Here is a 26,373-nt window from a genome sequence, read left to right on the forward strand (position 1 = left end):
CTCCAGGATCTATTTTATAAATTATTAATGAGTTCCATTCCTTTTCCTTCTCTAAGAACGGAAATGCCGTCATCGGTACAATCTAGAATGGTAGAAAGCTCCAACTCTAAAATTCCTCCGTCTATGATGCCATCCACTCTGCTGCCGTATTCTTCTTCAATTCTGTCTACATCGATGACAAATTCATCCTTAAAGAAAACGGAAGTTGAGGTAAGAGGATTTGGATGTACCTCCAATAAAGCCAATAGATACTTAGAATCCGGAATTCGGATCCCTATATTCTTTTCTTTTTGATTGGAAAAGGAAACACGAGGAAGATGCTTGTTCGCTTTCACAACGAAAGTGAACGGCCCCGGAGTAATCCTCTTCATCAAACGAAAAGCTTCATTAGAAAGCTGTTCCATATAATTAGAAGCCGTAGAAATATCTCCGCAGAGTAGGGAGAGAGGTTGATTCTTAGAAATATTCTTTAGTTTATAAAGCTTCTCTACCCCAGCATGGGATTGAGAATCTGCGACCAGACCATATACAGTATCGGTCGGAAATATATACACCCCTCCCTCGGACAATCTCTTGGAGATCTGTCCGAGTATCCTCTTCTCCGGATTCTGGGGGTGTAATTCAAGGATCATATACCGGAGGTAACACCTCCATCCACAACTATGGCTTGTCCTGTTACATAAGCTGCTGCATCCGAAGATAAAAAGATTGCGGCTCCGGCTAAGTCTTCCGGTTTTCCCAGTCTTGCTAATGGAATTCTAGCTTTCATTTGCTGTAACACTTCCGGTCTTTCCTTGATCATATCCGTCATGTCGGTGTCTATAAATCCGGGACAGATTGCGTTGACTCGATAACCGGAACCTGCCCATTCTACCGCAAGAGCTCGAGTCATATTGATCACCGCTCCTTTGGTTCCGCAATACACGGAGGCAAATTTCGTTCCGACTAGTCCTAAGACTGAGGCGATATTGATAATGTTCCCACCTTTTTTCTTTTGGATCTTGTAATATGCCTGGCAGGAACGAAAAACTCCCACAAAATTCGTTTGAGCAACATTTTGGATATCATCTTCCTTAAAAAAGGCAGCAGGAAGATTGGCAGCCACTCCGGCATTGTTGACTAAAACGTCCAATTTACCGTGTTTCTTTCCGATAGATTCGATAATCGGATCCATCGCACCGACCAGACGAATATCTGCTGCAAATGCTTCAATGCCTGAGCCTTCTAAACGTTTAATAGATTCTGCAGAAGATCCTGTTCCATAAACAGTTGCTCCTGCATCTAAAAATCCCTGTGCGATTTGTCTTCCTATGCCCCGAGTTGCACCTGTGACCAATACTGTTTTGCCGCTTAAATCAAATACGTTTTTCAAAATTCCCTCCCGTTCGATTTCGTATCCGGATCTGAATAATACACTTTAGGTTTGCCGCCATTCTGCAAGACGCTGCAAGGATGTTTAGATTTGTCCTTATCGGATCTTCTACCTGCGGAGATATCATATCTCTCGAATAGTTTCTTAGAATCTATTCTCATATTATGGCCGTAGTCGGTATTCCTTGCCTTGATCTTTTCCTGTTTCTTGGGAGAAGGTTCAGTAGGATCCTCAGGTCCTTTTTCCTGCTTAGCTTCTTCTTCAATCTTATAATCGTTTTTTAATACACCTCTATCGATGTAATGAGAATATCCGTCGTATTCTTCGTGAAACGGATCGCAATCAGAGAGGTCCGGGATCACTACGACTTGATCGCAGAAAATATTTAACCAACCGCAAGTCGCCTTGACCGTATTCTTCTTAAAGTTTTGAAGATTGAATCCTCTACAGGAACTTGTGCTTAGAATAGATAGGAGAAGTAAGATCTTATAAAATTTCATGTTCTCTATCCTTAACTTCGGAAGGATCACTCTCTTTCCTTATTTTTTACCGTTTTCGGAAGCAGAGGGCTTAGAAGATTCGGGCTGGTTCTTAGATTCTTCCGGTTTCTTGCCCTTTCGGTCTTGGTATACATTTCGAATGGCCTGCTTTTCTTTTGATCGATTCTTCTCTTCTTGTTCGTTAAGAACTTCCAAGCAGTCATCCCAGTATTTAACTTCTTCCTGACTTAAATAATCCGTTTCTAAAACGCGATTCTTGGATAATTTCTCTTCGGATTCCAGCTTACCTTCCTTTGCTTTCTCCATAAGAATTTTAGCCTTATATAACTGAAGAAGTCCCTGCTTAGCCAAGTATAAGTTCTGTCCTTGGTTCCCATTCTCTCTTTCTAATTTAGCTGCAAGCCAAGTGTCTCTATAGATCTGCAGATGTTTTTCCATCACTGGAATGTACTGTCTACCGGGAGCGTCAGTGTTCAGCTTCATATCCACTACTTTGGGTTGGATATCCTTCTCTAATGCCTCTGAACGAGAGAAGACATCTTTCGCCTGAGTTTCTGCAATCTGATCTAGCTTTGTTTTCAAGACTTGGAATTGATTTCCTGCAGAATCCCATTCTCCTCTCTGAAAGGAAGATTCAGCTTTAGAGTATTCGCTAAGTGAAGAATCCCAGTCCGCCTTCTTACCGAAGTTCAGCAGGCTAGTCCTAAGATATCGAAGAGAAATCCAAGTCTTCTTACGAAGGGAATACGCTCTTGATTTGGGATCTGAATTTGGATTGGAGGCTGGCTTTGCTTCTTGTCCTTCTTTTGTTTGAGGCTTGCTTGCTTCTTGCGAGAACAAGGAAGCATTTATAGTTATCAAAAGAAAAATGCCGATCGTAAATTTTAAGAATATCGTAAAACGCTTATAAAAGAAATTCATCGAATCAATCCGTGCTGACATTGATACTGGGAAAAGGAGTGTCTGGCAAGGCTTTTCTTTTAGATTGGATATATGTTGATTTTGAGGTCCCAATCTCCGAGACGAAAAGAGATCTTACATTCTCTAGGTCTCGATTTTCAAGTCTCGCCCTTACCAATAGATGAAGCGAGTCGAGATGGAGAGAAGCCTCTGGAATATTTGCAGAGAGTAACTCTCTCAAAGTTAGGACCTGTCCCTACAAATACCGAACAGGTGATCGTTTCATCAGACACTATCGTAGTCTATCAGGATCAAATTTTACAAAAACCATTAAACGAAGAGGAAGCCTTGCGGATGTTATCCTCATTAAGCGGAAAATCTCATATCGTATACTCCGGTTTAGGAATTCGCACATCCGATAAAGAGATCTTTGATTATGATTCTTCAGAAGTAGAGTTCCATGAATGGACAGAGAAACAGATACTCTCATATATTTTGGAAGCAAAACCTTTTGATAAGGCGGGAGCGTATGGAATCCAAGATAAGAATTCACCCGCAAAATCTTATAAAGGGTCTTATAGTAATATTCTAGGATTTCCGATCCGGAAATTCTTTTTATACCATTCGATTTGGGGAAGGTTTCTCTAAATTGAATCTTAGGATTCGAAAGACGAGAGAAGCATTTTACTGATCGCAGATAGTGGTCAGTATATTATAAAAATATAAAATAATTTAAAGATTAAGCGTAGAAGTCCAGAAATCTTCCTTTGGCAGAAGATTCTTTTCCTGATAGTTCTCCTTCTTTACCATAAAGCTGGAGAGCTTTTCCAAGATCTGAGAAATCCCTTTGGCGGATTGGTTCTATCGCAGGCACTTCCGACTTATTCAGGATGGGTTTGATATAAGTAAGATAATCTTCCGGTGTGGAAATTCTCTGAACGCCGTCACTGATCCTCATATTCCCTCCCGGCAAAGCGATGCCTTAAGAAATATATCGGAAAAACTGGTAATTCACTTTAGGAAAAGAATAGGATCTAGGCTTGACTGAGAAGGAAACAGATCCAGTATGATTTCCGTGGCCAATCCGAAGGAAGCGACCGTTTACGAGAATCTGATCGATTTTCTTCATAAGACCAAGCCAAGTATTGAGGCGCTTCCCCAAGTTCTTTTTGTGGTTTCACAAGATTCTTACGAATTCGGAGTGGTTAGCGACCTGTATAAAAACGCTTATAAGAAGAATGCTGATCCGTATGAGATCGTTGTCTTTGTAGCGGAACCTGGAGATTTGGAGAATTTTCAAAGTGAAGCTTCGAATCTGGATATGTTCGCGGCCCAGAAATTATTCATTATCAAATCGGGAGTCACCTTCTTTAAACCGTTGCTTGGAAAGAATAAATCCAAGAATTCTCCCAAGTCCTATTCGATCAATCTACCTGAATCCGTGAGAGTCATCGTTCATTACGATCATTGGGATGTTCCGAAGGAACTTCTTTCTATCTTCGGGCAAGGATCTTCCTATTTTAAATCCTCCAAGATCTATCCCGACAAACGAAAGGACGCGTTTCTAAGAGCCTGCAAGGAAGTCGAAGTTAAACTAGACGAAGAGGCAGAAGAAGAATTCATCTTAAAAGTCAGCCCGAGCGCCGGAGCTTATTTAAGAAATCTTGAAAAACTAAAACTCTATCTTGGAAAGAAATCTTTCGGCATCGCCGATCTAAGAGAAGTTCTCTTTCAAAGTTCCGAATTTAGTTCGTCGGAGATAGTAGATTACTTTTTCGAAAAAGACTATGGAAGATTTTCTAGAGAGTTCTCGAAATTCAAGATAGGAAAGGATTCTATTCTGATCTTTCTTACATTATTAAAAGATCATCTGGATCAACTGAGAATTTATAAGATCATTCTGCGTTTATACGACAAGGTGTTAAGCGAGAAAGAACAATCCTCTCTATTGGGAATTGAAAGCTATTCTCCCGCAAGAAAGAATCACACATTCAAACGATTGAGAAGAGAAAGTTCCTCTTTCTCCGATATGGAGATCAAGGAACTTTATGAATTCTTGATTGAGATAAACCAGAAAGTAAAAACAAGCTCCGAAAAGGAAGAAACCATTTATTACTTCTTTAGGAAGATGGAGGAGTTTTTCCATCCTGCGAGTCGAATAGCTCGAACTCGGTAATCTTTCTGTAGATTGTCCTTTCTGAAATTCCGAGGATCCTCGCCGCTTTCTCTCTATTTCCGTTCACTAAAATCAAATTACGACGTATAATCTCTCTTTCATAATCTCTCAGAGGTATTCCCGTTCTAACGGAAAGATCGCTATTCTGTCTATAGCCTGTCTCGAATAATTCGGGAGGAAGGTGCTTTGTATCCAAGGTCTTTACATTATGCATGGAGACCATTCCTTCTAATAGGTTCCTGAGCTGATGGAGATTTCCTGGATAGTCATATTCCAAGAGAAAGCGTCCAAGCTTTTCCGAAATCTTAATATTCTTGCGATTGTATCTCTTGCCTACCAGCTCCAAGAAAAGACGAGTAAACGCAGGAATATCTTCTTTACGATCTCTTAATGTAGGAAGTCGCACCTGCAAAGTCTGGATCTCGACAAAAAGAGATTCCTGCACCTGACCTGACTTTACCTTCTCCGCAAAATCAGGATTGTCCGAGAGAAGATAACGATTCTTTCCTTTCTCATTTCTGATCTTTTGAAGAAGTTGCACCTGGAAATTTGGCCCTAGATTAGAAACTCCTTCTAGAAAGATTATACTACCACCTTTCCCGTCTAACTTAGTAAAGAATTCGCCAACTTCTTCTTCGGATTCTGAGATAGAAAAATCGTAAGACTGATACTGAGGAAATCGTTCTTTGCAAAGAGAGTAGAAAGCAAAACCGATATGACTTTTTCCGGTCCCGCTCTCTCCAAGGAGTAAAAGAGGAAGATCCGAAGATACAGCCTGTTTCATCTTCTCCAGGATCTTTCGAGTCAGAGGGGATAATGCAATAAAACTAGATTCGTCCATCTTCTGCCTACGGCTGAGAAACTTCCAAGATCTCTCCTCTAACCAAACAATCGAATTTAAATTTCTCCGTGTTCCGAAAATAATTTCGGGCAATCGAAGGATCGCATTCTAATGTCTTTGCCGGTGAGAAGGGATAGGATTCCAATGATTCCGGTATTACTTCGACCCCCTCCGATGAAAAAGAGGACGAAAGAAACGTGGCTGCCCAAAGACCTTTTTTACCTTCTCCGAATCCGGTGGTCAGAGGAATCCTGATCCAAAATGCCTTAGAACCTGATTTTATAAGCGCTTTCGGGAAATTCCCAAAATATTCCGAATTCGAAGTAAGACTTACAATCTTTGCGAACTGCGAAGAAAAATTACTTCGAACCGGTTCCGATGTAAGCACCTTCTCCTTTCGGACTTCTTCATAGATCGAGGAAAGGCTCCATGGATTTAAGAATTCTCCTACCGAATATTTTCCGGCAAATTCGACCTTCTCCATATCCGTTGTTTCCAAATTTACTTTCGAATCGGGAGTCTGCGGCGTAGTATAAAGTTTTCCTTCTTTGAATACAAGTGTCTTGGAATCTCGAGTAGTTGCCACTCTTTGAAAATATGTGATTTCATTGAACTGAGCACCTCTTTTCGCTGCTTCCTTATGTTCCCTTCTCGATTCAGGCCCAGAATAAGAAGAATATAAAATAGAAACAGGCGCTCCCAGTTGTCGCAAGCCTTCGATAGCAGAACCATATCCATTGATCATATTCGCCGCTTTTGCATTGGTAAGAATGGTAACAGTTCGTTCTTTTTTCTTTCCGGGAGAATCTTCCGACGCTAAAACCCTTCTAAGTTTAAGTAATGCGTTGGTTAAATGTTCGGTATCCGATTTACCTTCCGATTTAAAATCCTTCCATTGTTTGATGAATTCTGAACGAGAGGATTCAGGAAAAACTTTGGATCCGTTCTCACTGAAAACTATGAGCCTAAATTTTGTTTCCGGTTGCCAAGAGATCGCTTCCAATTGCGACATAAATTCTTTTCGCTCAGGCGCGTAGGAATAAGAAGCATCCAAAACGAAGATCTGCGTTTTATTTGCTCTGACTAATTCCTTATTATGTATTTCTTTCTTTTGCTTCTTTGGAACCAAAGGAAAGGATTCTTTGGTCAACCTTTCTATCGTGTCGAACACGTCCTTTCGACCGATTACGGAGTATTCTTCCATTTTCGATAAATTACAGTCATAAACCGACCGATCGATCCGAATCTTCTCGTGGATCTCTATCATATCTCTTACTACATAATCCGCTTTTAGTCTGTAGCAAGTTTGTTTGAATTTGTCCCGAGGCAGCTGCGGAATTAGAAAATCTTTTATTTCCGGATCGGAAGAATTGATCATCTGTTCTTTTAATTGAACAGAATAGATTCTCGTTGCGTAAAACTGACCCAACCTTGCGAGTTCAAAAGGCTTTTCTCCCGTTCCTTCAATCGATTGAGGTGCCTGACCTTCCCAACTTCCCGGAAGAAAAGCGATCGTCGTCGCTATTGCGTCGTTCGTCGTTAAAAGTAACAGAACTAAGATGAGTATAAGGAAATTTATTGACAATTGTGCGTTGCGAATAAATTTATTTTTCCTCGTAAGCGAACCAAATTCAAATTTAAACGTAGTCATTAAAAAATAGCTTGCGGAATCCGTTTATCGGATATATTCCTCAATTCCATCTGATCAAGGAGAAAATGATGATCAAGAAACTAATCGCTATTTCGCTATCCGCTGCATTACTAACCTATTGCGGAGCAAATACTGCCCAAAAAGATGCAACTTCCGTAGGTGACGGAGGATGGTCTTTCGAAGGTTGGGGTGGACCACCTGAGCAAAGAAACGACGGTAAAACTCCTAAGGACACTAATCCAAAAGATTATTACTACATGAAGTTCTCTTCTCGCGCATCTGCTAAAGCAGTCGCTAAAAAAAGCCCTGCAATGATGCAGTCTACTTGCCGCGAAGCTTCTCGTCTACAAGGCGCTTCCGACGTAGTTAAGAAAATGGTTGGTGAGACTGTTGAATCCGCTTCCGGAGTATCCGACGGCGAGGCAACTGCTTCTGTAATCGTTTCTCAATCTGCAGGTGTTGTAAAAGGAGTGGGAGTTTACGAGTGTAAAGCTACTGGAGCTGGTTCTGATCCTAAAGATGTTTCTAAAGACAACTGGGAAGAGTGCCAATGCGTAATTTACGCTAAGTTCCCTGGCGGACGCGACGCTCTCGTTGCAAAAGCACAAGAGGTTGGAAAATAATTTAATTTTCCAGACTTTAGTCTGCTTAAATGCAAAACCCCACTATTCAATTTAGTAGTGGGGTTTTTTATTGCCTAAATCTTTTTCTATTCTGATCGATTTGAAATTTTTATTCGGTTAAGGACAAACCGAACTCTGTTGCAAGAGCATTTGCATCCTCTAAGAACTGATCTCCCTTATCCGCAACTGTCTTAAGTGTTTTAGAAGCTTCTGCCTTTAATTTATCCTGCTTAGCAGTATCATCACCCGCCTTTGCGAGTTCGATCAAGGTTGCGCTAGCTGCTTTTAGATTTCGAAGACTATCTCCAAGCAATGGATCTTTAGATAATGTAGGGGAGTTCGGTTGGATCCAAATTCCTAAGAGATTATTCAACTTTCCATTTTTCAAAATGGAACCGTAGCAGTTCACCTTAGCAAAATCTCCGTTGGATTCTATCTCGAAGCAATACATGCCTCTTTCTAATTTTCCTTTGGTAGGAGAAGTTAAGGAATTCTTCACAAATGCTTGGTCTCCATCACCAACTGCAAACAGAACCGCCTCGAAGAAATTTTTAGAAGGAGCATATCCTTCTTTGTTATCTACCGTTTTCAGTTTTAGATATTCGGTTACAGTTTTGTTCCCTTTTGCATCCAGTCCTTCGTGATTCACTATTTCAAGACCAGTAACTTCTTCCATTCCGTACACTGTGGTAACGAACTCAGTCTTGCTAGTTGTGCCTGGTTTTTTATAGATCGATTGATCAAATCCTGAGTATTTTGTTCCTACGATTTGAGGAACAGGAGCTTCCTCCTTCTTACATACGAATAGTACGATCATTGCCGCGAATACAAATGCGGTTAGAATTTTATTGCCAATTCCCATTCCAAGAATCTCCTTCGGGAAATTCATTATCTGCCTATTTTGAAAATCCTTTGTCAATCCCATTCTTGGGAGAAGAAGGAGTTAAACGCTCAGCGCCGGCTCTCGATTCAATTCTTGTAATGTTCTAATGAGAAGATCCGGGTCTTCCATTCTAAGAAGTTCCACTCGGATCGGTTGAATCTGCTCTCTGCTTTGGAGGTATCTTACTAAATGCTTTCTAAGAAGGGTAAGTCCTACCTTATCACCGAAAGTCTCTCTCATCAATTGTAAATGATCGAAAGTGGTGAATAGTATCTCGGAGAAAGATAACTCTTCTCTGATCTTATTTGAAAAGATCCAAGGATTTCCGATGGAATTTCTTCCGACCAGGACTCCGTCTACTCCGGATTCTTTTTTTCTGCGAACTGCATCCTCATAAGAAGATACATCACCATTCCCAAAGATTGGGATCTTTCTTTCCGATTTCACATCGGCGATTGCGTCCCAATCCGCTTTTCCGGAGTATCCCATTTCTCTGGTGCGACCATGAACGGAAATAGCCATGGCTCCCGATTCTTCCAAGATGCGAGAGACTTCCATATAATTTCGAGAGGAATCATCCCAACCCAATCGGATCTTTGCGGTTACCGGAATATCCAAGGCTTTGCGCATTTCTTCTATTATTTTTCCTGCATATACTGGCTTTCGAAGTAATCCGACTCCGGAACCACGCATGGAAACATTTCGAGCAGGGCAGCCCATGTTTAGATCTATGATATCCGGATTCAAATCTCGAATCCGTTTTGCGGCCTCTACGATAATTTCTAATTTATTGCCAAAGATCTGAAAAGTGATCGGTCTTTCTTCTTCACGAAATCTTAATAGAGAAAGGGCTTTTTTTGAACCTACTGCGAGGCTATCTGTTGATACGAATTCAGTATAAGAAAAGGCGGAGCCGTATCTTCTGGCCATTGTCCGAGTCGGGCTGTCGCTGATCCCGGCCATGGGCGACATGGCCAACCAACCGGGAATCTCGACTGATCCGATCCGAATCATTTTTCCTTACTTTCTCGGATCACCGTAAAGTCTTGGACTTTATCGTTGTCTTTGATATCTACTACTCGAACACCGACAGCAGTTCTCCCCATTTTCGAGATCTGGCTTGCTTCGGTTCGGATTACCATTCCTTGTTGAGTGACTAGAATGATCTCATCTTCTCCACCGACGGAACCGACTCCGACTGCTGCGCCGTTCTTTTCTCCGATTTTCAAGAAGGTCATTCCTTTTCCGCCTCGGCCTTTTGTTCCGAACTCTTCGAAACCTAAGCGTTTGCCGTAGCCATTCTCGGAAATCACAAAGATATCGTCGCCTTCTACCACTTTAGAAAGTCCTACGATAGAATCATCGGAGGATAAACGCATTCCGGTGACACCTTGGGCCGTTCTCCCTTGAGCTCGAATTAAATCCATTTCGATTCGAAGTGCCTGGCCATTTGCGGAGAAGATCATGAAATCATCGCCTTTCTCTACGGAAACAACTGCGATGAGCTCGTCGCCTTCTCTCAAGCCGATAGCGATAATTCCAGATTTTTTTACATTAGAAAATTCTGATAATTCAACCCGTTTGATGAAACCTTTCTTGGTTACAAGTAGAAGATCTTTTTGTTTATCTTCCGCTCTAAAAGTGAAGACTGCGGAAACATTCTCTCCTTCGCTTAAACCAATGATTGCTTTTAAGGATTTTCCTCGAGCCTCTTTGGAAGCTTGCGGAAGCTCGTAGGCTTTCATCATATAGACTTTTCCGATATTCGAGAAGAACATTACGTTATCGTGAGTCATTGCAGACTTCATGATCTTAACGATATCATCTCGTTTTTGAGAAAGTCCCTGGATCCCTTTACCGCCTCTGCGCTGTCTCTTGAATGTATCTAGAGGTAGACGTTTAACGAATTGATCATAAGTAATCTGAATGACCATTTCTTCATCTGCGATCAAGTCTTCCGCATTAAAGGAGGAAGATTCTACGCTTTCTAGGCTGATCTCAGTCTTTCTCTTATTTCCAAACTTATCGGAAACTTCAGAAAGTTCCGTGCAAACGATGTCGGCAACTCTTTCCGGTTTAGCCAAGATATCCTTGTAATCCAAGATCATGAGTCTGACTTCTGCTAACTCATCGATGACTTTTTGTACTTCTAAAGAAGTCAGTCTCTGCAATCTCATTTCTAAGATTGCGTCTGCCTGAACATCCGAAAGAACAAAGCGCGCCATCAATTGCTCTTTTGCTTCTGCAGCATTTTTGGAAGCGCGAATGACCTTGATCACTTCTTCGATATTCTCTAAAGCGATCTTCAATCCTTCTAAAATATGAGCACGTTTTTCTGCCTTATCTAGATCGAATTGAGTTCTACGAACAATGACTTCTTTTCTATGAATGGAATAAGAAACCAGGATCTCTTTTATATTAAAGATCTTAGGTTTATTATCCAAGATAGCAAGCATGGTAATTCCATAACTAACCTGCAACTGAGTCAGCTTCAGAAGCTGGTTCAAGATTACCTGAGCATTTGCATCTTTTTTAATATGGATCTCGACTCTGATCCCTTTTCGGTTAGAAAGATCTAAGATTTCCGAAACACCTTCTACCTGCTTCTCATTGACCAACTCTCCTATCTTTTCAAGTAGAGTTCGTTTATTGACTTGGTAAGGGATTTCGGTTATTACGATTACTTCTCTTCCTTTCTTGGTCTCTTCTATCTCGACTTTGGAGCGGATTCGAATGGAACCGCGGCCTGTATGATACGCAGAGAGTAAACCTTCTCCGCCGATAATAATACCACCGGTTGGGAAGTCAGGACCAGGAACGATCTTCAATAATTCAGGAATCGTAATATCAGGATTTCTAATGACTGCGATAACTGCTTCGATACATTCCGCCAAGTTGTGTGGAGGAATATTCGTCGCCATCCCGACTGCAATCCCGGAGGAACCGTTTACAAGTAGGTTCGGAAAATTTGCAGGAAGAACATCAGGTTGCTCTTTGGTATCATCGAAGTTGGGAGAGAAATTGACTGTTTCTTTTTCGATATCTCTCAGAAGTTCTTCGGCGATTTTTTCGAGACGAGCTTCTGTGTATCGATACGCCGCCGGATTATCGCCGTCCACGGATCCGAAGTTCCCTTGTCCATCAATGAGAGGAACTCTAAGAGAAAAATCCTGAACCATGCGGACTAACGCATCGTATACTGCGCTATCTCCGTGCGGGTGATAGTTACCGATCACCTCTCCGACGATCTTAGCGCATTTTACATAAGGACGATCACTTCTCCATGCTCTTTCATTCATAGCATGAAGGATCCTTCTGTGGACCGGTTTCAAACCGTCTCTCACATCCGGAAGAGCTCTACCTACGATAACGCTCATCGCGTAACCTAAGTAGGCTTCTTTCATTTGATCTTCTATTTCAACCGGAATGACTCTGACACCGTTCTTAAGCGCCTCGCCTATATCCGGGCGAGAAGCAGGGCTAAACCCTAGGGTCTTTGTCTCATTCTCCATCTCTTGGCTCATTCTATTTTAGAGCTCCCTATTTCTATCTTTCAAAGATCCAGGTTTGCGACTTTCGCCGCATTAATTTCGATGAATCTACGTCTAGGGACGACTTCATCTCCCATCAATATATTAAATGTGTCTTCGGCTTCTACATAGTCGTCTAATTTCACTTTCAGAACGACTCGTTTCTCCGGATCCATCGTGGTCTCCCATAATTGTTCCGGATTCATTTCCCCAAGACCTTTATAACGTTGGATAACCGCTTTTTCAGTTCCCAACTCTTTCATGTATTCGTCTTTCTCTTTATCCGAGTATAAATACGTTGCTGTCTTTCCGTGACGGATCAAATACAATGGAGGTTGAGCCACATATAAGAATCCTCTTTCGATCACCGATTTCATATAACGGAAGAAGAAGGTTAATAATAAAGTTCTAATATGTGATCCGTCGATGTCCGCATCCGTCATAATAAAGATCTTATGATAACGGATCTTATCCACGTTGAATTCATCTTCACCGATCCCGGTTCCAAGTGCAGAAACCAAGGTTCGGATTTCTTCGTTGCCTAAGATCTTGTCCAAGCGAGATTTCTCTACGTTCAGAATCTTTCCTTTCAACGGAAGAATTGCTTGGTAATTTCTGTCCCTACCTTGCTTAGCGGATCCACCGGCGGAATCTCCCTCAACAATATAGAGTTCAGAAGCGGCAGGATCTTTTTCGGAACAGTCTGCAAGTTTACCAGGAAGACCGCCTCCTTCAAGAACTGTCTTTCTACGAGTAAGATCTCTTGCCTTACGTGCCGCCTCTCTTGCTTTAGCGGCTAATATACATTTTTCTAATATCTTCTTAGTAACTGTAGGGTTCTCTTCAAAGAAAAGAGACAAACCTTCTCCAGTAAGCGTCTGCATGATCCCTTTGATCTCTGCGTTTACCAACTTCTCTTTTGTCTGAGAGTTGAACTGAGGCTGAGGAATTTTTACCGAGATAACTGCAGTGATTCCTTCTTTAAGATCCTCTCCGGAAAGTGCGGCTTGCTTCTTGGAAAGTTGCTGGTCCTTCTTCAAGAAATCGTTTAACGTTCTCGTCAGAGCTGCACGAAAACCTTCTAAGTGAGTTCCACCCAGGTTGTTATTAATATTATTCGTAAAACAGAATATATTCTCGGAGTAAGTATCCGAATATTGGATCGCGATCTCAGCGACTACATCGTCTTTATTTCTCTCGAAATGGATCGTCTTGTGAAGAGGATGTTTGTTCTCGTTTAGATATTCTACGAAGGAAACGATACCTCCATCGAAAAGGAACTCATGCTTTTCGGACTCGGCTTTTCTCTTATCCTGAACAATCAGTTTTAAGCCTTTATTTAAGAAGGCAAGTTCTCTAAAGCGAGAAGTAAGAACGTCATATTGGAATTCGGTTGTGGTAAAGATACCAGCATCCGGCTTAAAACGAACTACTGTTCCTCGATCTGAAGACTCTCCAATTACTTGGACAGGTCCCTGAGGAACTCCTCTGGAATACTTTTGTTGGTGAACCTTGCCGCTTTGGTAAACTTCTACCTCCAACCATTCAGAAAGAGCGTTTACTACAGAAACCCCAACCCCGTGAAGACCTCCGGAAACCTTATAAGCGTCGTTCTCAAACTTACCACCTGCGTGCAAAATGGTCATAACGACTTCGATCGTAGAAATATTTTTCTCAGGGTGAATGGCAGTTGGAATTCCCCTACCATTATCTTTCACTTCAATTATATTATCAGGAAGAATAGAGATAGAGATCTCGGTACAGTGACCGGCCATGGCCTCGTCCACCGAGTTGTCCACAACCTCGTATACCATTTTATGAAGCCCGCTCTCATCCTGGGTTCCGATATACATTCCGGGACGCTTGCGTACGGCCTCTAAACCCTCTAGGATCTTGATCTGACCTGCGCTATAACTACTGTCTGGTTGGCTCATCCAGTCCTCCGGAATCTAGGAATAGTTTTCCTGAAATCCCTAGGGAGGCAAGGAAATTCGGTGAGAGTTTCGGAAAGAATAACCCTCGCTAAAGAAATTCAATCAGTTCTAAAAGTCTTTTTTTAGCGATAGGATCTGTCTCTTTTTCGATGAGAGAGATTAGATCTTGTTTGCCGTCTAGCCCGGTTTTATCGACCGGTTTAATGGGTTGCTTTGCCTGTTTAGGAGAGAGGTTTCCGATCCGAACTTCTATCTTTCGAATGATGTCTTTTCCCAAATAACGTATAGAATAACTTAAGATCCTTTTTCTCATGAATAAGATCTCTTGTTTATATGCAGTGTGGGAAGTTACTATCACGAGTGCATCCCCTTGTATGGAATAAGGCTCGGAATGATTTGCGTAAATAGGACCGATTATGTCTGCCCAACGTTTACTCAAGGTTTGGACTGCAATCCGGTTAGAGAGATTTTCCTCAGAGAGTCCTAACTCTTCTAGGACTTTCTTAAATTCTCCTGTATTGATCTTATTTAAACCGGATTCTTCCTTCATTGGTGAGGCGTCACTAAACCGTTTTTAACCAGGAAAATCTGTTTCTCATCTTCCAATCTTCCGACGTAGTCAGAAATTCCCTCTAAGTCAGTGGTTGTAAAAAAAGCTTGGCCTGAATTTAATACGAGTTCCACAAAATATTCACGTCTTTTCACATCCAATTCTCGGATCACGTCATCGATTAGAAGAATGGGAGTTCTTCCCAATTTTCTTCGATAATACTCGAAAGCCGCAGCCTTTAAAGAAATTACCGTGCTTCTTTTTTGGCCTTGGGAAGCAAAATCCATAATATCCCGACCATTCTCTCCAACAAAGAGGTCATCTCTATGGATCCCAACGGAAGTATATCCTAGCTTTCTATCTCTGGCTAAATTCCGAGAAAGAGTCTGTTTGAAATCATCTAAGTCTTGAAAGCTAGGTTTATATTCCAAGATGAGTTGATCCCTACCACCGCTTAGTTTCTTTAGATTTTCTTGGTAAATAGGATCGAATTCCAGAATGAATTCTTTTCTTTTTTGAAAGAGAAGAATTCCTTTATCGATCAATCTTTGATTCCAAACCTCGTATAAGCCTGCATCCGAAGAACCTGTTTTCAGAAGAGCGTTTCGCTGCTTTAGAATTCTATTATATTCAATCAGATCCGCAAGATAAGAAGGATCTAAAGAAGAAAGCAAACTATCCAAGAACCTACGTCTTTCAACCGGGCCACCTTCTACAATGATCAGGTCCAAAGGAGTCATCAAAACGCTGAGGAACTTTCCGACTAAATCGGATCTTTTCTTTACTTCTTCTTGATTGAATTTTAATTTTCGACGACTGACCGGTTTTTTAGAAAAACCTAATTCGTAGATCTCTTTCTTATGATCTCTTTCGGCTTCACCTTTGATATAATATCCATCGGAGTTCCAGCGGATTAAATTAGCCTCTTCTGATTCTCTAAAACTTTTAAGCCAAGAGATCATAGAGATAGCTTCTAAAAGATTGGTCTTACCTTCTCCATTTTCACCCACAAAGAAAATAAGCCTGGAATGGAACTCCAGGCTTATCTGTTCGTGGTTTCTGAAGTTGAGAAGCTTCAGGCTTCGTAAAAACACGATTTTCTCTTTTATATTTTCATCGGCATGATGACCGATATAAAGTCAGGATCGGAAGGATCCTTAAACACTACCGGAGAACTAGAATCGCTAAACTCTATTCTAAATTCATTATCATCGATAGACTTAAATACGTCAGAAAGATATTCGCCTTTGAACGCCACAGTAATCTCTTCGCCGGAGTATTCGATCGGCATATTGATGCTGACTTCGTTCACTCCTTGAGTTTGCGCATAGAAGTTCAGATTTCCTTTAGCAAAAGTTAATCTAATCTGACGAGTAGGCTCTTCGGCAGCGATCAATGCTTGGCGCAAATAGATTTGGAATCCTTCTTTAGGAATCACTGCACTATATTTAGAACTCTTAGGAATCACCTGTTCATAGTTCGGGAAGTTTCCTTCGATCAATTTACAGAGTAACTCTATTTGATTCGCGTTCACGTAGATTTGATTATCAATGATCCCGATCTTTCCGGTTTCTGCAGTTCCAATCATTTTAGAGATCTCTCTAATCGCCTTAGCAGGAATGATCACCGAATCCTTGAATTTCAAAGAAGAAGCAAGAGGTCTTTCAATCTTACAAAGTCTTCTTCCATCAGTAACTGCGAAGACAAGCTTATCTCCTTTCGGAACCATAAAAAGCCCGTTAAAGATATATCTTTGATCCTCATGAGCGATCGCATAAGAAGTCTTGCGGATCATCTCAGCAAACATAGAAGTAGGAAAATCAGAAATGAGAGAAGGATCCACTTTAGGAATGGTTTTAATCTCTTCTGCGTCCATTCCATTCAGTTTGTTCTTATAGTCGTTCTTCTTTGTAGCATCAGTAATATAAGTGATGCTGGAATCTGAATCAGAGTTCTCGGTAGACAGCAAAGCTTCTTCGAAGTGAATCGTCTTGAAGATACTGGAAAGTTGTTTTGCAGGTAAGGAAATATTTCCCGGTTTATCAATATCAGCATTTAATGATGTTTTAATAGATATCTCTAGGTCCGTCGCAGAAATAGATACGGAAGAATCTTCCGCCTCCAATTTTAAGTTGGAAAGAACGGACCGAATTTCTCTAGCAGAGATAACTCCTTCTACAGCGTGGATCGCTTTTAGAAATTCAGATGTGTTCACTTTGATCTTCAATTTACTTTCTCCATTATTAATGAATGGTTATAGATATATATTTCTTATATGTACTGTCGTTGTACTTGTACCTGTAAGTATGTAGATAAGAGGCATAATCCTTTAGATAAGGGAAATATGTCGCATTTATATTGAAAAGTACAATTTCCAGGGACCGGAAAAAACTCCTGTATATCTGTTATCTTAACAACATAATTCGCTGATTATAAGGGACAATAATTATGGGTTATGTCTTATTGAGATGTTATGAATATAAAATGAACTAGATATTTACATCTTATATTCAGCTCTATGTCGTATAAACTAGAGGCTTGTAGATTGGGTTTTTTATTGGAAGCGGAATCGATTTAGAATTTCTTCTACTTTAATGGAAAAATCTTTATCTTCTTTGATCTTTTTCTCTATGTTGCGAACGCCATGAATTACCGTAGTATGCTCGCTACTGAACATGCGGCCCACCTGACTTTTATTCAGTCGAAAGCCAATATGCAAAACATACATGCAGAGATGGCGAGGAATAACGTATTCAGGTTTGCGACTTTTTCCCATGACCTCTTTCGGATCCAATTGGTATAGAGAAGAGATATGTTCGATGACCTTGTCTTGGCTGAGTTGGAAGTTCTTTTTACGAAAGATCCTGTTCTTTAAGATCTCTTCTATCATTGAGCTTGTGAAGAATAGATGAGAAAACGCTCTCTTATGAAGAGCAAGATCGTTCAAAGCTCCAAGCAATGCCCTGGTATCATCTTCGATCAGGTCGGCAATTAAAGCGATATGTTCTGTAGAAAGACCTAGATTCAGGATTTGGCAGTTTTTTTCCAGGATTCCAATACGAGTTTCTTTATCTGGAGCTTGGATATCTGCCTGGACTCCGGTTACAAAGCGAGATTTCAAACGGTCATGTAGAGGAAGTTCAGAGCTGGGACGATCCGAAGCGATGACGATCTGTCTCTTTCTCTCGAATAAGAAATTAAAAATAGTGAAGAATTCCTCTTGGGTTTTCTCCGCTCCAGTGTTTAAGAGCTGAATATCATCGATTAAAAGACAGTTATAAGATTGGTACTTAATTTTGAAAGACTCGATAGAGTCCCTGGACTGAAGAGCGAATAAGAACTCGCTCATAAATGATTTAATGTCCACATAATGGACTGTTTTCCAAGGCTCTCTCTTTAGAATCTCTGCACCGATTGCATGAAGGAGATGTGTCTTACCCACACCTACTTTTCCGAATAGATAGAGAGGATTGATCTCTGCAGGATTTTTTACACACTCTGTAGCGGCACTAAAGGCTAACCGATTCGTGCTTCCGACTATGAAATTATCAAAAGTATAATCTTGATTAAAAGAATAAGAACGATCCTTGAAGTTTTCCTTCAAGACTTGATTTAAATTAGAAGGAGATTCTAAGACAATCTCTACTGGTATTCTATTTCCACTCGCGCGAAAGATAGCTTCTTCGATATAATTTTGGTACTTCTTCTCTACATGTGTTTTGATATTTGAAGAAGGAGCTATAAGTATACAACGATCGTCCGTAAGACTCTCTAATTGCAATGTATGTATAAACTTATCAAAGTAAGTAGGAGGAATTTCTTTGGAGACTTCCTCTAATACACGTTGCCAGCTAGGGTCCAAGGAACACTCCAAATAAAAAATTCAAAACGCAACGATGACAAATCGATAATCGATTACCATTTTGTCTCGGAAGATAGATAGAACTGAATAGGAAAACGATCCGGAAGACCGTTCGACGAGATTACACTATTTTTCTTCAGTCGGTCACCTACAAATGAAAATTCGGAAATCAAAGAAGAAACATGAGGAAAAACAAATAGGATTGGTGATAGATAAATCATTATGTCTCTTACTTATTTTAGTAAGTTTTTATAATGATTAACGATTGTTATGCGAAGTTAAGTGAAGGAATATAAACTAAATCTGACAAAAGTTATTACTTCTGCTCGAGCAAGGAAAGCTCGTGAATCAGTAAAGAGAGCGAGATGTTCTCTTGTCCATGTATCTTTTCGTGCAATTTCTCTTTGAATCGAAAGACTGCTTCCATTTTAGGAAGATTAGCTTCGAAATCAGATCGCGAATACTCTTGTAATAGAAGCAAACCGACTAGGTCCAGAAAATCTTTGAAGGAAAAATCTTCTTTCCAATCTGCATGTTCTTCTTTGTAGCCAAGGATCCATTCTTCCAAACGAAGATAATCCAATGGTTGCCGAAGGTTTCCGCCAATTCTTTGTGAGATTTGTTCTAGGACTTGGGGAGGACAATCAAAAGGATCCATACTTCCTCCCTGAGCAGGTAAGTATGTTAAGGAATTCTTATAATGCAAATCTTTGATGATGGATTGAGGTAAGTATCCGAAAGGAATGCATACTGCTCGGCTGATGATTGTTTCCTTAAGCTGATCCAAATTGGTTACTATAAAGATGAATCTTGTAAAAGCCGGAGCTTCTTCTAAGGATTTTAATAATGCGGTCTCTGCTTCATTGCCTATGAGGGAAGCATCAGGTATGACTATGAATCTTACTTTAGAGAGATGAGGTCTATAATAGAGCCTGGTGCGTATCAACCATCGGATCGTGAACTCCTCTGGGTTATCCTCTTTACCTATTGAGATCTGTTTATTCTTTTCTAAAGGAAACCAAACGATATCAGGATGGGATTGATGCATGAATGCACGACAGGAAACGCAATGCCCACAGGAAGTCCCTTCGATGCAGAGAACATGTCGGATAAATCTTTCGACTGCTGATTCTTTTCCTGTTCCTTCGGGACCGTGAAAGATAAGAAGGGGAGGCAATAGCTCCGGTTGAGAGCTGTATTTTTTTAAGAATACTAAAGCTCTCTCTTGTCCTTGGATTTCATCGATCCCGAATGCGGAAGACATAGTCTCTTTTATTAGAGATTAATAAATAGGAGTCAACCAGTGTTTATAATTCGGATTCTTTCCGACCACCAGATCAAAGAAAGTTGATTGTAGTTTCTTTGTGATCGGTCCCATTTCTCCGGTTCCGATTTTTCTCCTATCTACTTCACTTACCCAAGCGATCTGCACTCCCGTTCCCGAGAAAAAGATCTCATCCGCGATATAAAGTTCGCTTCGAGTAATATCTCTTTCGATGACTTCGTATCCGAAGTCTTTTGCAAGTTGGAGAACGGAACGTCTAGTAATTCCTTCCAACAAAGAAGAAGAGATAGAAGGAGTGATGATCTTACCATCTCTCACTAAGAAAATATTTTCGGCAGAGCCTTCACTTACGAAACCTCTTCCATCTAGAAAGATTGCTTCGTCATATCCGTTTTGAACTGCTTCGGATTTTGCGAGAGCTGAGTTCACATAACCGCCGGAAACTTTAGAAAGAGTAGGGATGACAGTATCGTCGAACCTTCTCCAACTTGAAACCATAGTGGTAAGACCACGCTTTGTGTCTAAGTAATCATCCAACTCAAGAACATAGATAGCAAGTTCAGTAGGAACATCGTGGAACCTCGGAGACAATTGAAGAGCAGAGGTATAAATAAATGGTCTGAGATAAACATTCCTTTTATAACCTGATTGCTTAAGAAGTTCGATCGTTATGTCTCTGAGTTCTTCTGGAGATTTTGTGAATTGCAACTGCATGATTCGAGTAGAGTTCACTAATCTTTTATAATGATCTAAGATGCGAAAGACATAGAGGTTATCACTCTTGTCATCGTAGTAACCACGAATACCACCGAAGACGGTTGTTCCGTATTGAAGAGCATGAGTTTTGATATTGATATTCGCTTCTGACTCTGGGACTATTTTTCCTTCGAAGTAAGAGAGTTTCTTGATGGATTCGGGCATGTACAGGGAACCTGAAAGTGATACTATGTATTACATGATTCTAAGGATAGGCTCTATTGTCGACTAATGATCGACTAATCATTCGAGCTTGTCCAAGAGTCGAAAGGATGTAATGAGCTCTTCTTTTTTTCCGAATCGCTTTGATTGTGTTGTAGTTGGTGCGGGTCATGCAGGCTCCGAAGCAGCCTATGTCTCATCTATCGGCGGTGCGAAAACTCTTCTGATCACAATGAACCTAGATACGATCGGGCAAATGTCTTGCAACCCGGCTATCGGAGGAATTGCAAAAGGACATATGGTCCGAGAAGTCGATGCACTTGGTGGACTTATGGGTAAGGTCATCGATGCAACAGGTATTCAATTCAAAATGTTGAATACATCCAAAGGTCCTAGTGTCTGGGCCCCTCGCGCACAAGCGGAGAAGAAAGAATACCAGCTCAAAGTAAAACATACCTTGGAGTCCATACAGAATCTTTCTATCAGACAAGATACTGTGGAAGATCTGATCATTGAAGATGATAAGATAGTAGGAATTCGCACTGGCAGAGGATTTGAAATCTTCACGAACCATGTGATCCTAACTACCGGCACATTTTTATCTTCCATTGTTCATATAGGAACTTTTCAGAAAGAGAACGGACGCTTTGGCGAGCCGACTGTGAAAGGTCTCTCTCATTCCTTAGCAAAATATAATTTGAAATTAGGAAGGTTGAAAACAGGAACACCTCCTCGTATTCACATGAACTCCGTCGATATATCTGTGATGAGTTTGCAGGAGGGTGATTCGGATCCTTCTCCTTTCTCTTTTTCAACTAAGAAGATCACTCGAAAGCAGATCCCTTGCTACATCACTTATACAAATGAAAAAACTCATCAGATCATCAATGAGAACATTCATCTTTCTCCGATGTATTCCGGTCAGATCAAGTCCACCGGTCCTCGTTATTGTCCTTCTATTGAAGATAAGATTGTTCGCTTTGCTGATAGAGAAAGACATCAGATTTTCTTAGAGCCGGAAGGTTACGAAACGCAAGAGGTCTATTTGAATGGAGTCTCTACTAGCTTACCTGAAGAAGTGCAATGGAGATTAGTTCGTTCTATTGCTGGTCTTGAAAATGCAGAGATACTAAGACCAGGTTATGCAATTGAGTACGACTATGTAGATCCGACAGAGTTAAAGCCGACTCTGGAAACTAAGAAGATCAAAGGTCTGTATCATGCAGGCCAGATCAATGGAACAACTGGTTATGAAGAAGCTGCAGCCCAAGGTTTGGTTGCTGCTTATAGTGTTCTTTCTTCTTTGCGAGGCGAGGAGCCGATGTTGTTCTCTCGCGGTGAATCTTATATCGGAGTTCTAGTAGATGATCTAGTGCACAAAGGGGTAGAGGATCCATATAGAATGTTTACCTCTCGTGCAGAACATCGTCTTCTTCTTCGCCAAGATAACGCGGACCAAAGATTAATGAAGTACGGATATAAAATGGGTCTCATCTCAGAAGAAACATTCTCCGAGATGACGAATCGCTATCGCAAGATCTCGGAAGTAAAAGAGAAGATCCAATCTGTTCCTCTCAAACCTCTTCCCGAGTTCGAAGCACTACTTGAAAGAAAAGGAATTCAATCTTTGAAGTACGGAGCCAAGCTTGACTCCTTCTTGAAAAGACCAGAGATAACTTTCCAAGATATTCGTTTCCTTCTTCCTGAATCGGAAAGTCTGAGCGAGCAAGATTGCAAAGTGATCGAGATGGAGATCAAGTACGAAGGCTATATTAAGAGAGAGCAAGATACGATCGATTGGAAAAATCGTTATCTTACTACTCCAATTCCTGAGTCCATTGACTACGCGCTTGTCCCAGGTATTAAGAAGGAAGCGATCCAAAAATTAACGAAGCATCGCCCTTTAAATTTAGAGAAGGCATCTCAAATCTCAGGTGTTGATCCGAGTGATATTGATATGTTGCTTTTTTATATTAAGGGAAGAAAGCCAAGCCCAGTTTGAGGTGAGCCCCGCCCTCATTGGGCCAGGCTACATGTGTAAGTTTATTTTAAGTTTTCGATTTTAACTGAGTTTGATTATTGAAGCTTATCACTCGTTTGATCTCGCTTATGCTCGATCACCGACTCTCCTTTGGAGGTCGTTTTCTCGCTCCTGTTGTCGCTGCGAAAGGGGCCGGTGCGGTGGTACCCGTAGCTCTCTATCATAAAATTCCCGATCACACAAGCTCCAAAAAATCACAAGATCCATGTGGGAACTCTTAAGTTCCCACAAAGCAAAAGTTCCTACATCTAAAATAACTAAAATCAAACAATTCATCGTTCCGTTTCACGTGAAACGTTCTGGAATATCTGTGCATTCTAAGTTGAGAAAACTTCTTACAGAATAGAAAAGCACAAGAGCTACTCCGGATAATTAGGCGCAAATCTAGATCTGAACGTTTCACATGAAACGCTACTGCCTTAGTAAGAAAGATTTGAGTGTTGCGAAGAATAGTAGCACATCCACACTCTTAGAACTCGCCTCGCTCGGAACGATGCTGTTGTTATCTTACTACGAACAGAAGAAGCTGAGCTAGAAGAGTTCAATTGTATGAGCGGGAGTCATAGGAAGACTCCTAGATGTAAGCTTATTCAACTAATAATATTGCGATCTTTTAGAAGAGAGCAAGAGCTCTACGCTTGAAGTGTGAAATTGAAGTGGGGAAGGGAGAAGATAAATAAAATCGAAAGAGCTTTTGCTTTGAAACGCCGAGAGCTAGGATCTTCTCCCGACGTTTCACATGAAACGCTAGACTATTTTCCGTAGACTAACTCGTGGGTCTTTTCAACTGCCCAAGTATCTCCTTGCTTGATCAAGTAAGTGAATTGTTGAAGTCGATTGTTCTTATCCCAAAGAAGTCGGTTCATTCTCTCGTTGGCCCCTTGCACATTCATTCTACTTAGAAGTTTTCCTTTCTCATCAAAAGTTAGGACGGTAGAGGCAGCTTGTTGTTTATCTTCGTTGTATATATTCTGTTGAAAGAGCCCCGGCTTGTTCGGGTCTTTTACTATATGAAATCTTTCAGTGAGCTTTGTGTCAGCCCATTCTGTATGCGCTTCTTTGATGAGTCCATTCTCTCCCCAAGAAGAGATGTTGCACTTTAAGATGAGCTTTCCTGTCTGATCTAATAACTCAACTACAGATAAGGTTCCAGAATTATCGTATTGAAATACTTTTACTTCTAGATTGATTCCTTCTTTATTATAGAGTTCTTCTCTAGCAACTCTTCCATCTTTATAAGTAAACTTGGTATAACCATCCGGCTTCCCGTCGGAGCCTGTGTAATTCTCTCTTACTAATTTTCCAGATTCATCATACTCATACTTAGCTGAATAAATGATCTTTCCTTTAGAATCTTTCACGACCTCTTGAGATGGGCCGCCTTTTTCAAAGCCGAGAACTACTCGATCCATATGTGACCACTTTCCAGGAGTGAATGAGTGAATGGAGGTAACGGAAAGTAAAAGTGAAATAAGAAAAACTAGCCTAAACATGAAGGACCTCATACTAGACATCGACTATTTGCAGAAAATGTTAAGAGTCTTTTTGCGGAATTTAGGACCGTATTCTCTTGAGTTAGTGGGAACTATAGTAAGGGATTTCCTTTTAATTCTTTTTAGATATCTGAACGATTCTTGGAACTTCATCTTTAAGAGAGCCGAATCCCAACTGGTCTATATAAATTATATCACGAGTAATCTTATCGAAAAGGAAAACTCCTTGCCGAAGTTAAAAGAGAGAATAATTTTCAACGGACCTCTAAGCCGAATGCCTTAGCTCGTTCGAACTACGATACGAGTAACGATTTGAAATCCGATTATAAAAAATAGATACGTGGAGAGGAACTATGTCCCTCAAAAAAATAGGAATCGCTCTGGCTGCCCTTCTTGCGATTTTCATTCTATATACGATTGGCTTTACCGAAAGAGGGATCAATCCAATCACTCCTACTAGCAAAGCTCCTGATATTGATTACTCTGCATTGAGTGAAGAAGCTGCAAAAGATCTGCAAGCTTACATTCGCATCGCGACAGTAAGAAATAGAGAAAGAGAAGGAGCTCTCTTCTTGAAATCTATCTTAGATAAGAGAGGCATTCCTTCTAAATTGTTTGAATACCCAGGCAAGCCTGATCGAGTTTCCATTCTTGCGGAGATGAAAGGTAAGGATCCAAGCAAAGAAGGATTAATACTTACGAATCATATCGATGTTGTCGAGGCGGATGCAAAAGAGTGGGAACAACCTCCTTTCGCTGGAATTAGAAAAGGAGATCGTATCTATGGAAGAGGCGCGGTCGATGTTAAGGGTCTTGGCATCATGGAGTTGTACGCTTTTCTTTTAGTTCATGAGAAGAAGATACCATTAGAAAGAAATCTTATGTTTCTAGCAGTCGCTGATGAAGAGAGTAGATCCATTCATGGAACTCGCTTCTTGCTGGAGAAGCATAGAGAGATATTTAACGGATATGAATATGTTTTGAACGAAGGTGGTACAGGTTCACGAGACATTGCGATCCAAGGTTCTAAAGTATTCAATATTCAACATGCGGAGAAGGGAGCCGTGTGGTTGGACATTAAGGCGAAGGCAAATTCAGGTCATGGTAGTACTCCTCCTGTATCTTACGCTGCAAAGTCGATGGTGGATTTTTTGCAAGATGTACAAAGCCTTGGAAACAAAACGATGATCAAGGATGAGACTGCAGCTTTCTTTTACGCTTTAGGTGGCATCAGTCCTTTTCCGAATTCGTTTGTGTTGAAGAGATCTAGAAATCCTTTGTTGTTCCTGATCTTAAAAGGTGTGATCAATTCCAACAGACATCTACGTGCTATGACTCGCAATACAGTAAGCATCACAGGAGTTGATAGTCATCCAGTAGGCATTAACGTGATCACATCTGAAACTTCTGCTTCACTTGATATTAGGATCTTACCTGGTCAGGATGAGAAAAAGATCTTAGAAGAAGTAAAGGCTATAGGTGCTAAGCACGGAGTAGAAGTAAGCGCGAGACATTTAGAATCAGGAACCATCTCTCCAATGGATGGATTACTCTTCCGAGTACTCGCTGGAGTTGCGACTGCAGTTGAGCCAGGATCGATCGCGGCTCCTTTTCTTTCTCCAGGAACTACAGACAGTTCCTACATGAGACAGATCGGTTTGAAATGCTATGGACTGATCCCAGCTTTACTTTCCTCGGAAGAGATAGATGGGATTCATGGTAAGAATGAGAGTATGACTGTCGGTCAGTTGAAGACTGGAATAGAAATCATATTCAAGTCTGTCATAGAATACAATCATCAAATCCAAAAGTAG

23 protein-coding genes are annotated in these 26,373 nt (G+C 40.8%); 5 read left to right on the plus strand and 18 right to left on the minus strand.

All coding sequences use genetic code 11. The features are described 5' to 3' along the window. Nucleotides 1–14: 14 nt before the first annotated feature. Genes EHO59_RS03310 through EHO59_RS03325 form a run of 4 tightly spaced genes read right to left on the minus strand, consistent with a single transcriptional unit; the run spans nt 15 to nt 2,793 of the window. Nucleotides 15–632: an L-threonylcarbamoyladenylate synthase gene (locus tag EHO59_RS03310; RefSeq protein ID WP_135584713.1), complete on the minus strand. Its 618-nt coding sequence runs from the start codon at nt 630–632 to the stop codon at nt 15–17. Next, nucleotides 629–1,372, minus strand: a complete 744-nt coding sequence (locus tag EHO59_RS03315; RefSeq protein WP_135584715.1) for an SDR family NAD(P)-dependent oxidoreductase — start codon at nt 1,370–1,372, stop codon at nt 629–631. The genes EHO59_RS03310 and EHO59_RS03315 overlap by 4 nt, the downstream gene beginning before the upstream one ends. Further along, entirely contained in the window at nt 1,369–1,902 is a 534-nt protein-coding gene (locus EHO59_RS03320) for a hypothetical protein (protein ID WP_246052631.1), read from the minus strand. The genes EHO59_RS03315 and EHO59_RS03320 overlap by 4 nt, the downstream gene beginning before the upstream one ends. A gap of 9 nt (nt 1,903–1,911) precedes the next feature. Continuing rightward, nucleotides 1,912–2,793 carry a hypothetical protein gene (locus tag EHO59_RS03325; protein WP_135584717.1) on the minus strand — a complete coding sequence of 294 codons (882 nt, stop codon included), beginning with the start codon at nt 2,791–2,793 and terminating at the stop codon, nt 1,912–1,914. A gap of 72 nt (nt 2,794–2,865) precedes the next feature. On the opposite strand from EHO59_RS03325, the gene EHO59_RS03330 reads away from it, so the two are divergent. Beyond that, entirely contained in the window at nt 2,866–3,420 is a 555-nt protein-coding gene (locus tag EHO59_RS03330; RefSeq protein ID WP_135584719.1) for a nucleoside triphosphate pyrophosphatase, read from the plus strand. A gap of 91 nt (nt 3,421–3,511) precedes the next feature. On the opposite strand, the gene EHO59_RS03335 is transcribed toward EHO59_RS03330, so the two are convergent. Further along, entirely contained in the window at nt 3,512–3,730 is a 219-nt protein-coding gene (locus EHO59_RS03335; RefSeq protein ID WP_135584721.1) for a hypothetical protein, read from the minus strand. A gap of 108 nt (nt 3,731–3,838) precedes the next feature. Between EHO59_RS03335 and holA the strand changes: the two genes are divergently transcribed. Continuing rightward, nucleotides 3,839–4,948, plus strand: coding sequence for a DNA polymerase III subunit delta (gene holA, locus EHO59_RS03340; protein ID WP_135584723.1), 1,110 nt, complete (start codon nt 3,839–3,841; stop codon nt 4,946–4,948). Here the strand turns inward: holA and EHO59_RS03345 are convergent. Together EHO59_RS03345 and EHO59_RS03350 are read right to left on the minus strand one after the other, a co-directional pair. Beyond that, entirely contained in the window at nt 4,893–5,789 is an 897-nt protein-coding gene (locus EHO59_RS03345) for an AAA-type ATPase lid domain-containing protein (protein WP_135584724.1), read from the minus strand. The genes holA and EHO59_RS03345 overlap by 56 nt on opposite strands. 7 nt (nt 5,790–5,796) lie before the next feature. Next, entirely contained in the window at nt 5,797–7,374 is a 1,578-nt protein-coding gene (locus tag EHO59_RS03350) for an LIC10012 family protein (protein ID WP_135584726.1), read from the minus strand. Nucleotides 7,375–7,508: 134 nt separating this feature from the next. Between EHO59_RS03350 and EHO59_RS03355 the strand changes: the two genes are divergently transcribed. Beyond that, nucleotides 7,509–8,063 carry a lipoprotein LipL21 gene (locus EHO59_RS03355; RefSeq protein WP_135586463.1) on the plus strand — a complete coding sequence of 185 codons (555 nt, stop codon included), beginning with the start codon at nt 7,509–7,511 and terminating at the stop codon, nt 8,061–8,063. 109 nt (nt 8,064–8,172) lie between these two features. On the opposite strand, the gene lenA is transcribed toward EHO59_RS03355, so the two are convergent. From lenA to EHO59_RS03405, 10 genes are all read right to left on the minus strand, one after another. After that, nucleotides 8,173–8,925, minus strand: coding sequence for a lipoprotein LenA (gene lenA / locus EHO59_RS03360; RefSeq protein ID WP_135584728.1), 753 nt, complete (start codon nt 8,923–8,925; stop codon nt 8,173–8,175). 81 nt (nt 8,926–9,006) lie between these two features. Next, nucleotides 9,007–9,960 (minus strand): tRNA dihydrouridine synthase, encoded by a 954-nt coding sequence (locus EHO59_RS03365; RefSeq protein ID WP_135584730.1) that lies wholly within the window; start codon nt 9,958–9,960, stop codon nt 9,007–9,009. Then, on the minus strand, nt 9,957–12,470 hold the full coding sequence (gene gyrA / locus EHO59_RS03370) for a DNA gyrase subunit A (protein WP_135584732.1): 2,514 nt from the start codon (nt 12,468–12,470) through the stop codon (nt 9,957–9,959). Before gyrA ends, EHO59_RS03365 begins: the two co-directional genes overlap by 4 nt. Nucleotides 12,471–12,499: 29 nt before the next feature. Beyond that, nucleotides 12,500–14,410, minus strand: a complete 1,911-nt coding sequence (gene gyrB, locus EHO59_RS03375) for a DNA topoisomerase (ATP-hydrolyzing) subunit B (protein ID WP_135584734.1) — start codon at nt 14,408–14,410, stop codon at nt 12,500–12,502. Nucleotides 14,411–14,498: 88 nt separating this feature from the next. Further along, complete coding sequence (locus EHO59_RS03380) at nt 14,499–14,960, minus strand: DciA family protein (RefSeq protein ID WP_135584736.1); 462 nt, start codon at nt 14,958–14,960, stop codon at nt 14,499–14,501. After that, the gene (gene recF / locus EHO59_RS03385) at nt 14,957–16,054 is read right to left on the minus strand and encodes a DNA replication/repair protein RecF (protein WP_135584738.1); all 1,098 of its coding nucleotides are present in this window, start codon (nt 16,052–16,054) and stop codon (nt 14,957–14,959) included. The genes EHO59_RS03380 and recF overlap by 4 nt, the downstream gene beginning before the upstream one ends. Nucleotides 16,055–16,065: 11 nt before the next feature. After that, entirely contained in the window at nt 16,066–17,187 is a 1,122-nt protein-coding gene (gene dnaN / locus EHO59_RS03390) for a DNA polymerase III subunit beta (RefSeq protein ID WP_135584740.1), read from the minus strand. Between the two features lie 327 nt (nt 17,188–17,514). After that, complete coding sequence (gene dnaA / locus EHO59_RS03395) at nt 17,515–18,822, minus strand: chromosomal replication initiator protein DnaA (RefSeq protein ID WP_135584742.1); 1,308 nt, start codon at nt 18,820–18,822, stop codon at nt 17,515–17,517. A 316-nt stretch (nt 18,823–19,138) separates the two neighbouring features. Then, nucleotides 19,139–20,086: a hypothetical protein gene (locus EHO59_RS03400; RefSeq protein ID WP_135584744.1), complete on the minus strand. Its 948-nt coding sequence runs from the start codon at nt 20,084–20,086 to the stop codon at nt 19,139–19,141. 18 nt (nt 20,087–20,104) lie between these two features. Further along, complete coding sequence (locus EHO59_RS03405; RefSeq protein WP_135584746.1) at nt 20,105–21,028, minus strand: branched-chain amino acid transaminase; 924 nt, start codon at nt 21,026–21,028, stop codon at nt 20,105–20,107. A gap of 112 nt (nt 21,029–21,140) precedes the next feature. Between EHO59_RS03405 and mnmG the strand changes: the two genes are divergently transcribed. Next, nucleotides 21,141–23,027: a tRNA uridine-5-carboxymethylaminomethyl(34) synthesis enzyme MnmG gene (gene mnmG / locus EHO59_RS03410; RefSeq protein ID WP_135584748.1), complete on the plus strand. Its 1,887-nt coding sequence runs from the start codon at nt 21,141–21,143 to the stop codon at nt 23,025–23,027. A 791-nt stretch (nt 23,028–23,818) separates the two neighbouring features. Here the strand turns inward: mnmG and EHO59_RS03415 are convergent. After that, entirely contained in the window at nt 23,819–24,478 is a 660-nt protein-coding gene (locus EHO59_RS03415; protein ID WP_246052633.1) for a hypothetical protein, read from the minus strand. A gap of 434 nt (nt 24,479–24,912) precedes the next feature. Here EHO59_RS03415 and EHO59_RS03420 point away from each other — a divergent pair, with 434 nt between their 5' ends. Next, on the plus strand, nt 24,913–26,373 hold the full coding sequence (locus tag EHO59_RS03420) for a M20/M25/M40 family metallo-hydrolase (protein WP_135584752.1): 1,461 nt from the start codon (nt 24,913–24,915) through the stop codon (nt 26,371–26,373).

This window comes from Leptospira semungkisensis, assembly GCF_004770055.1.
In the GTDB taxonomy this organism is placed as follows: domain Bacteria; phylum Spirochaetota; class Leptospiria; order Leptospirales; family Leptospiraceae; genus Leptospira_B; species Leptospira_B semungkisensis.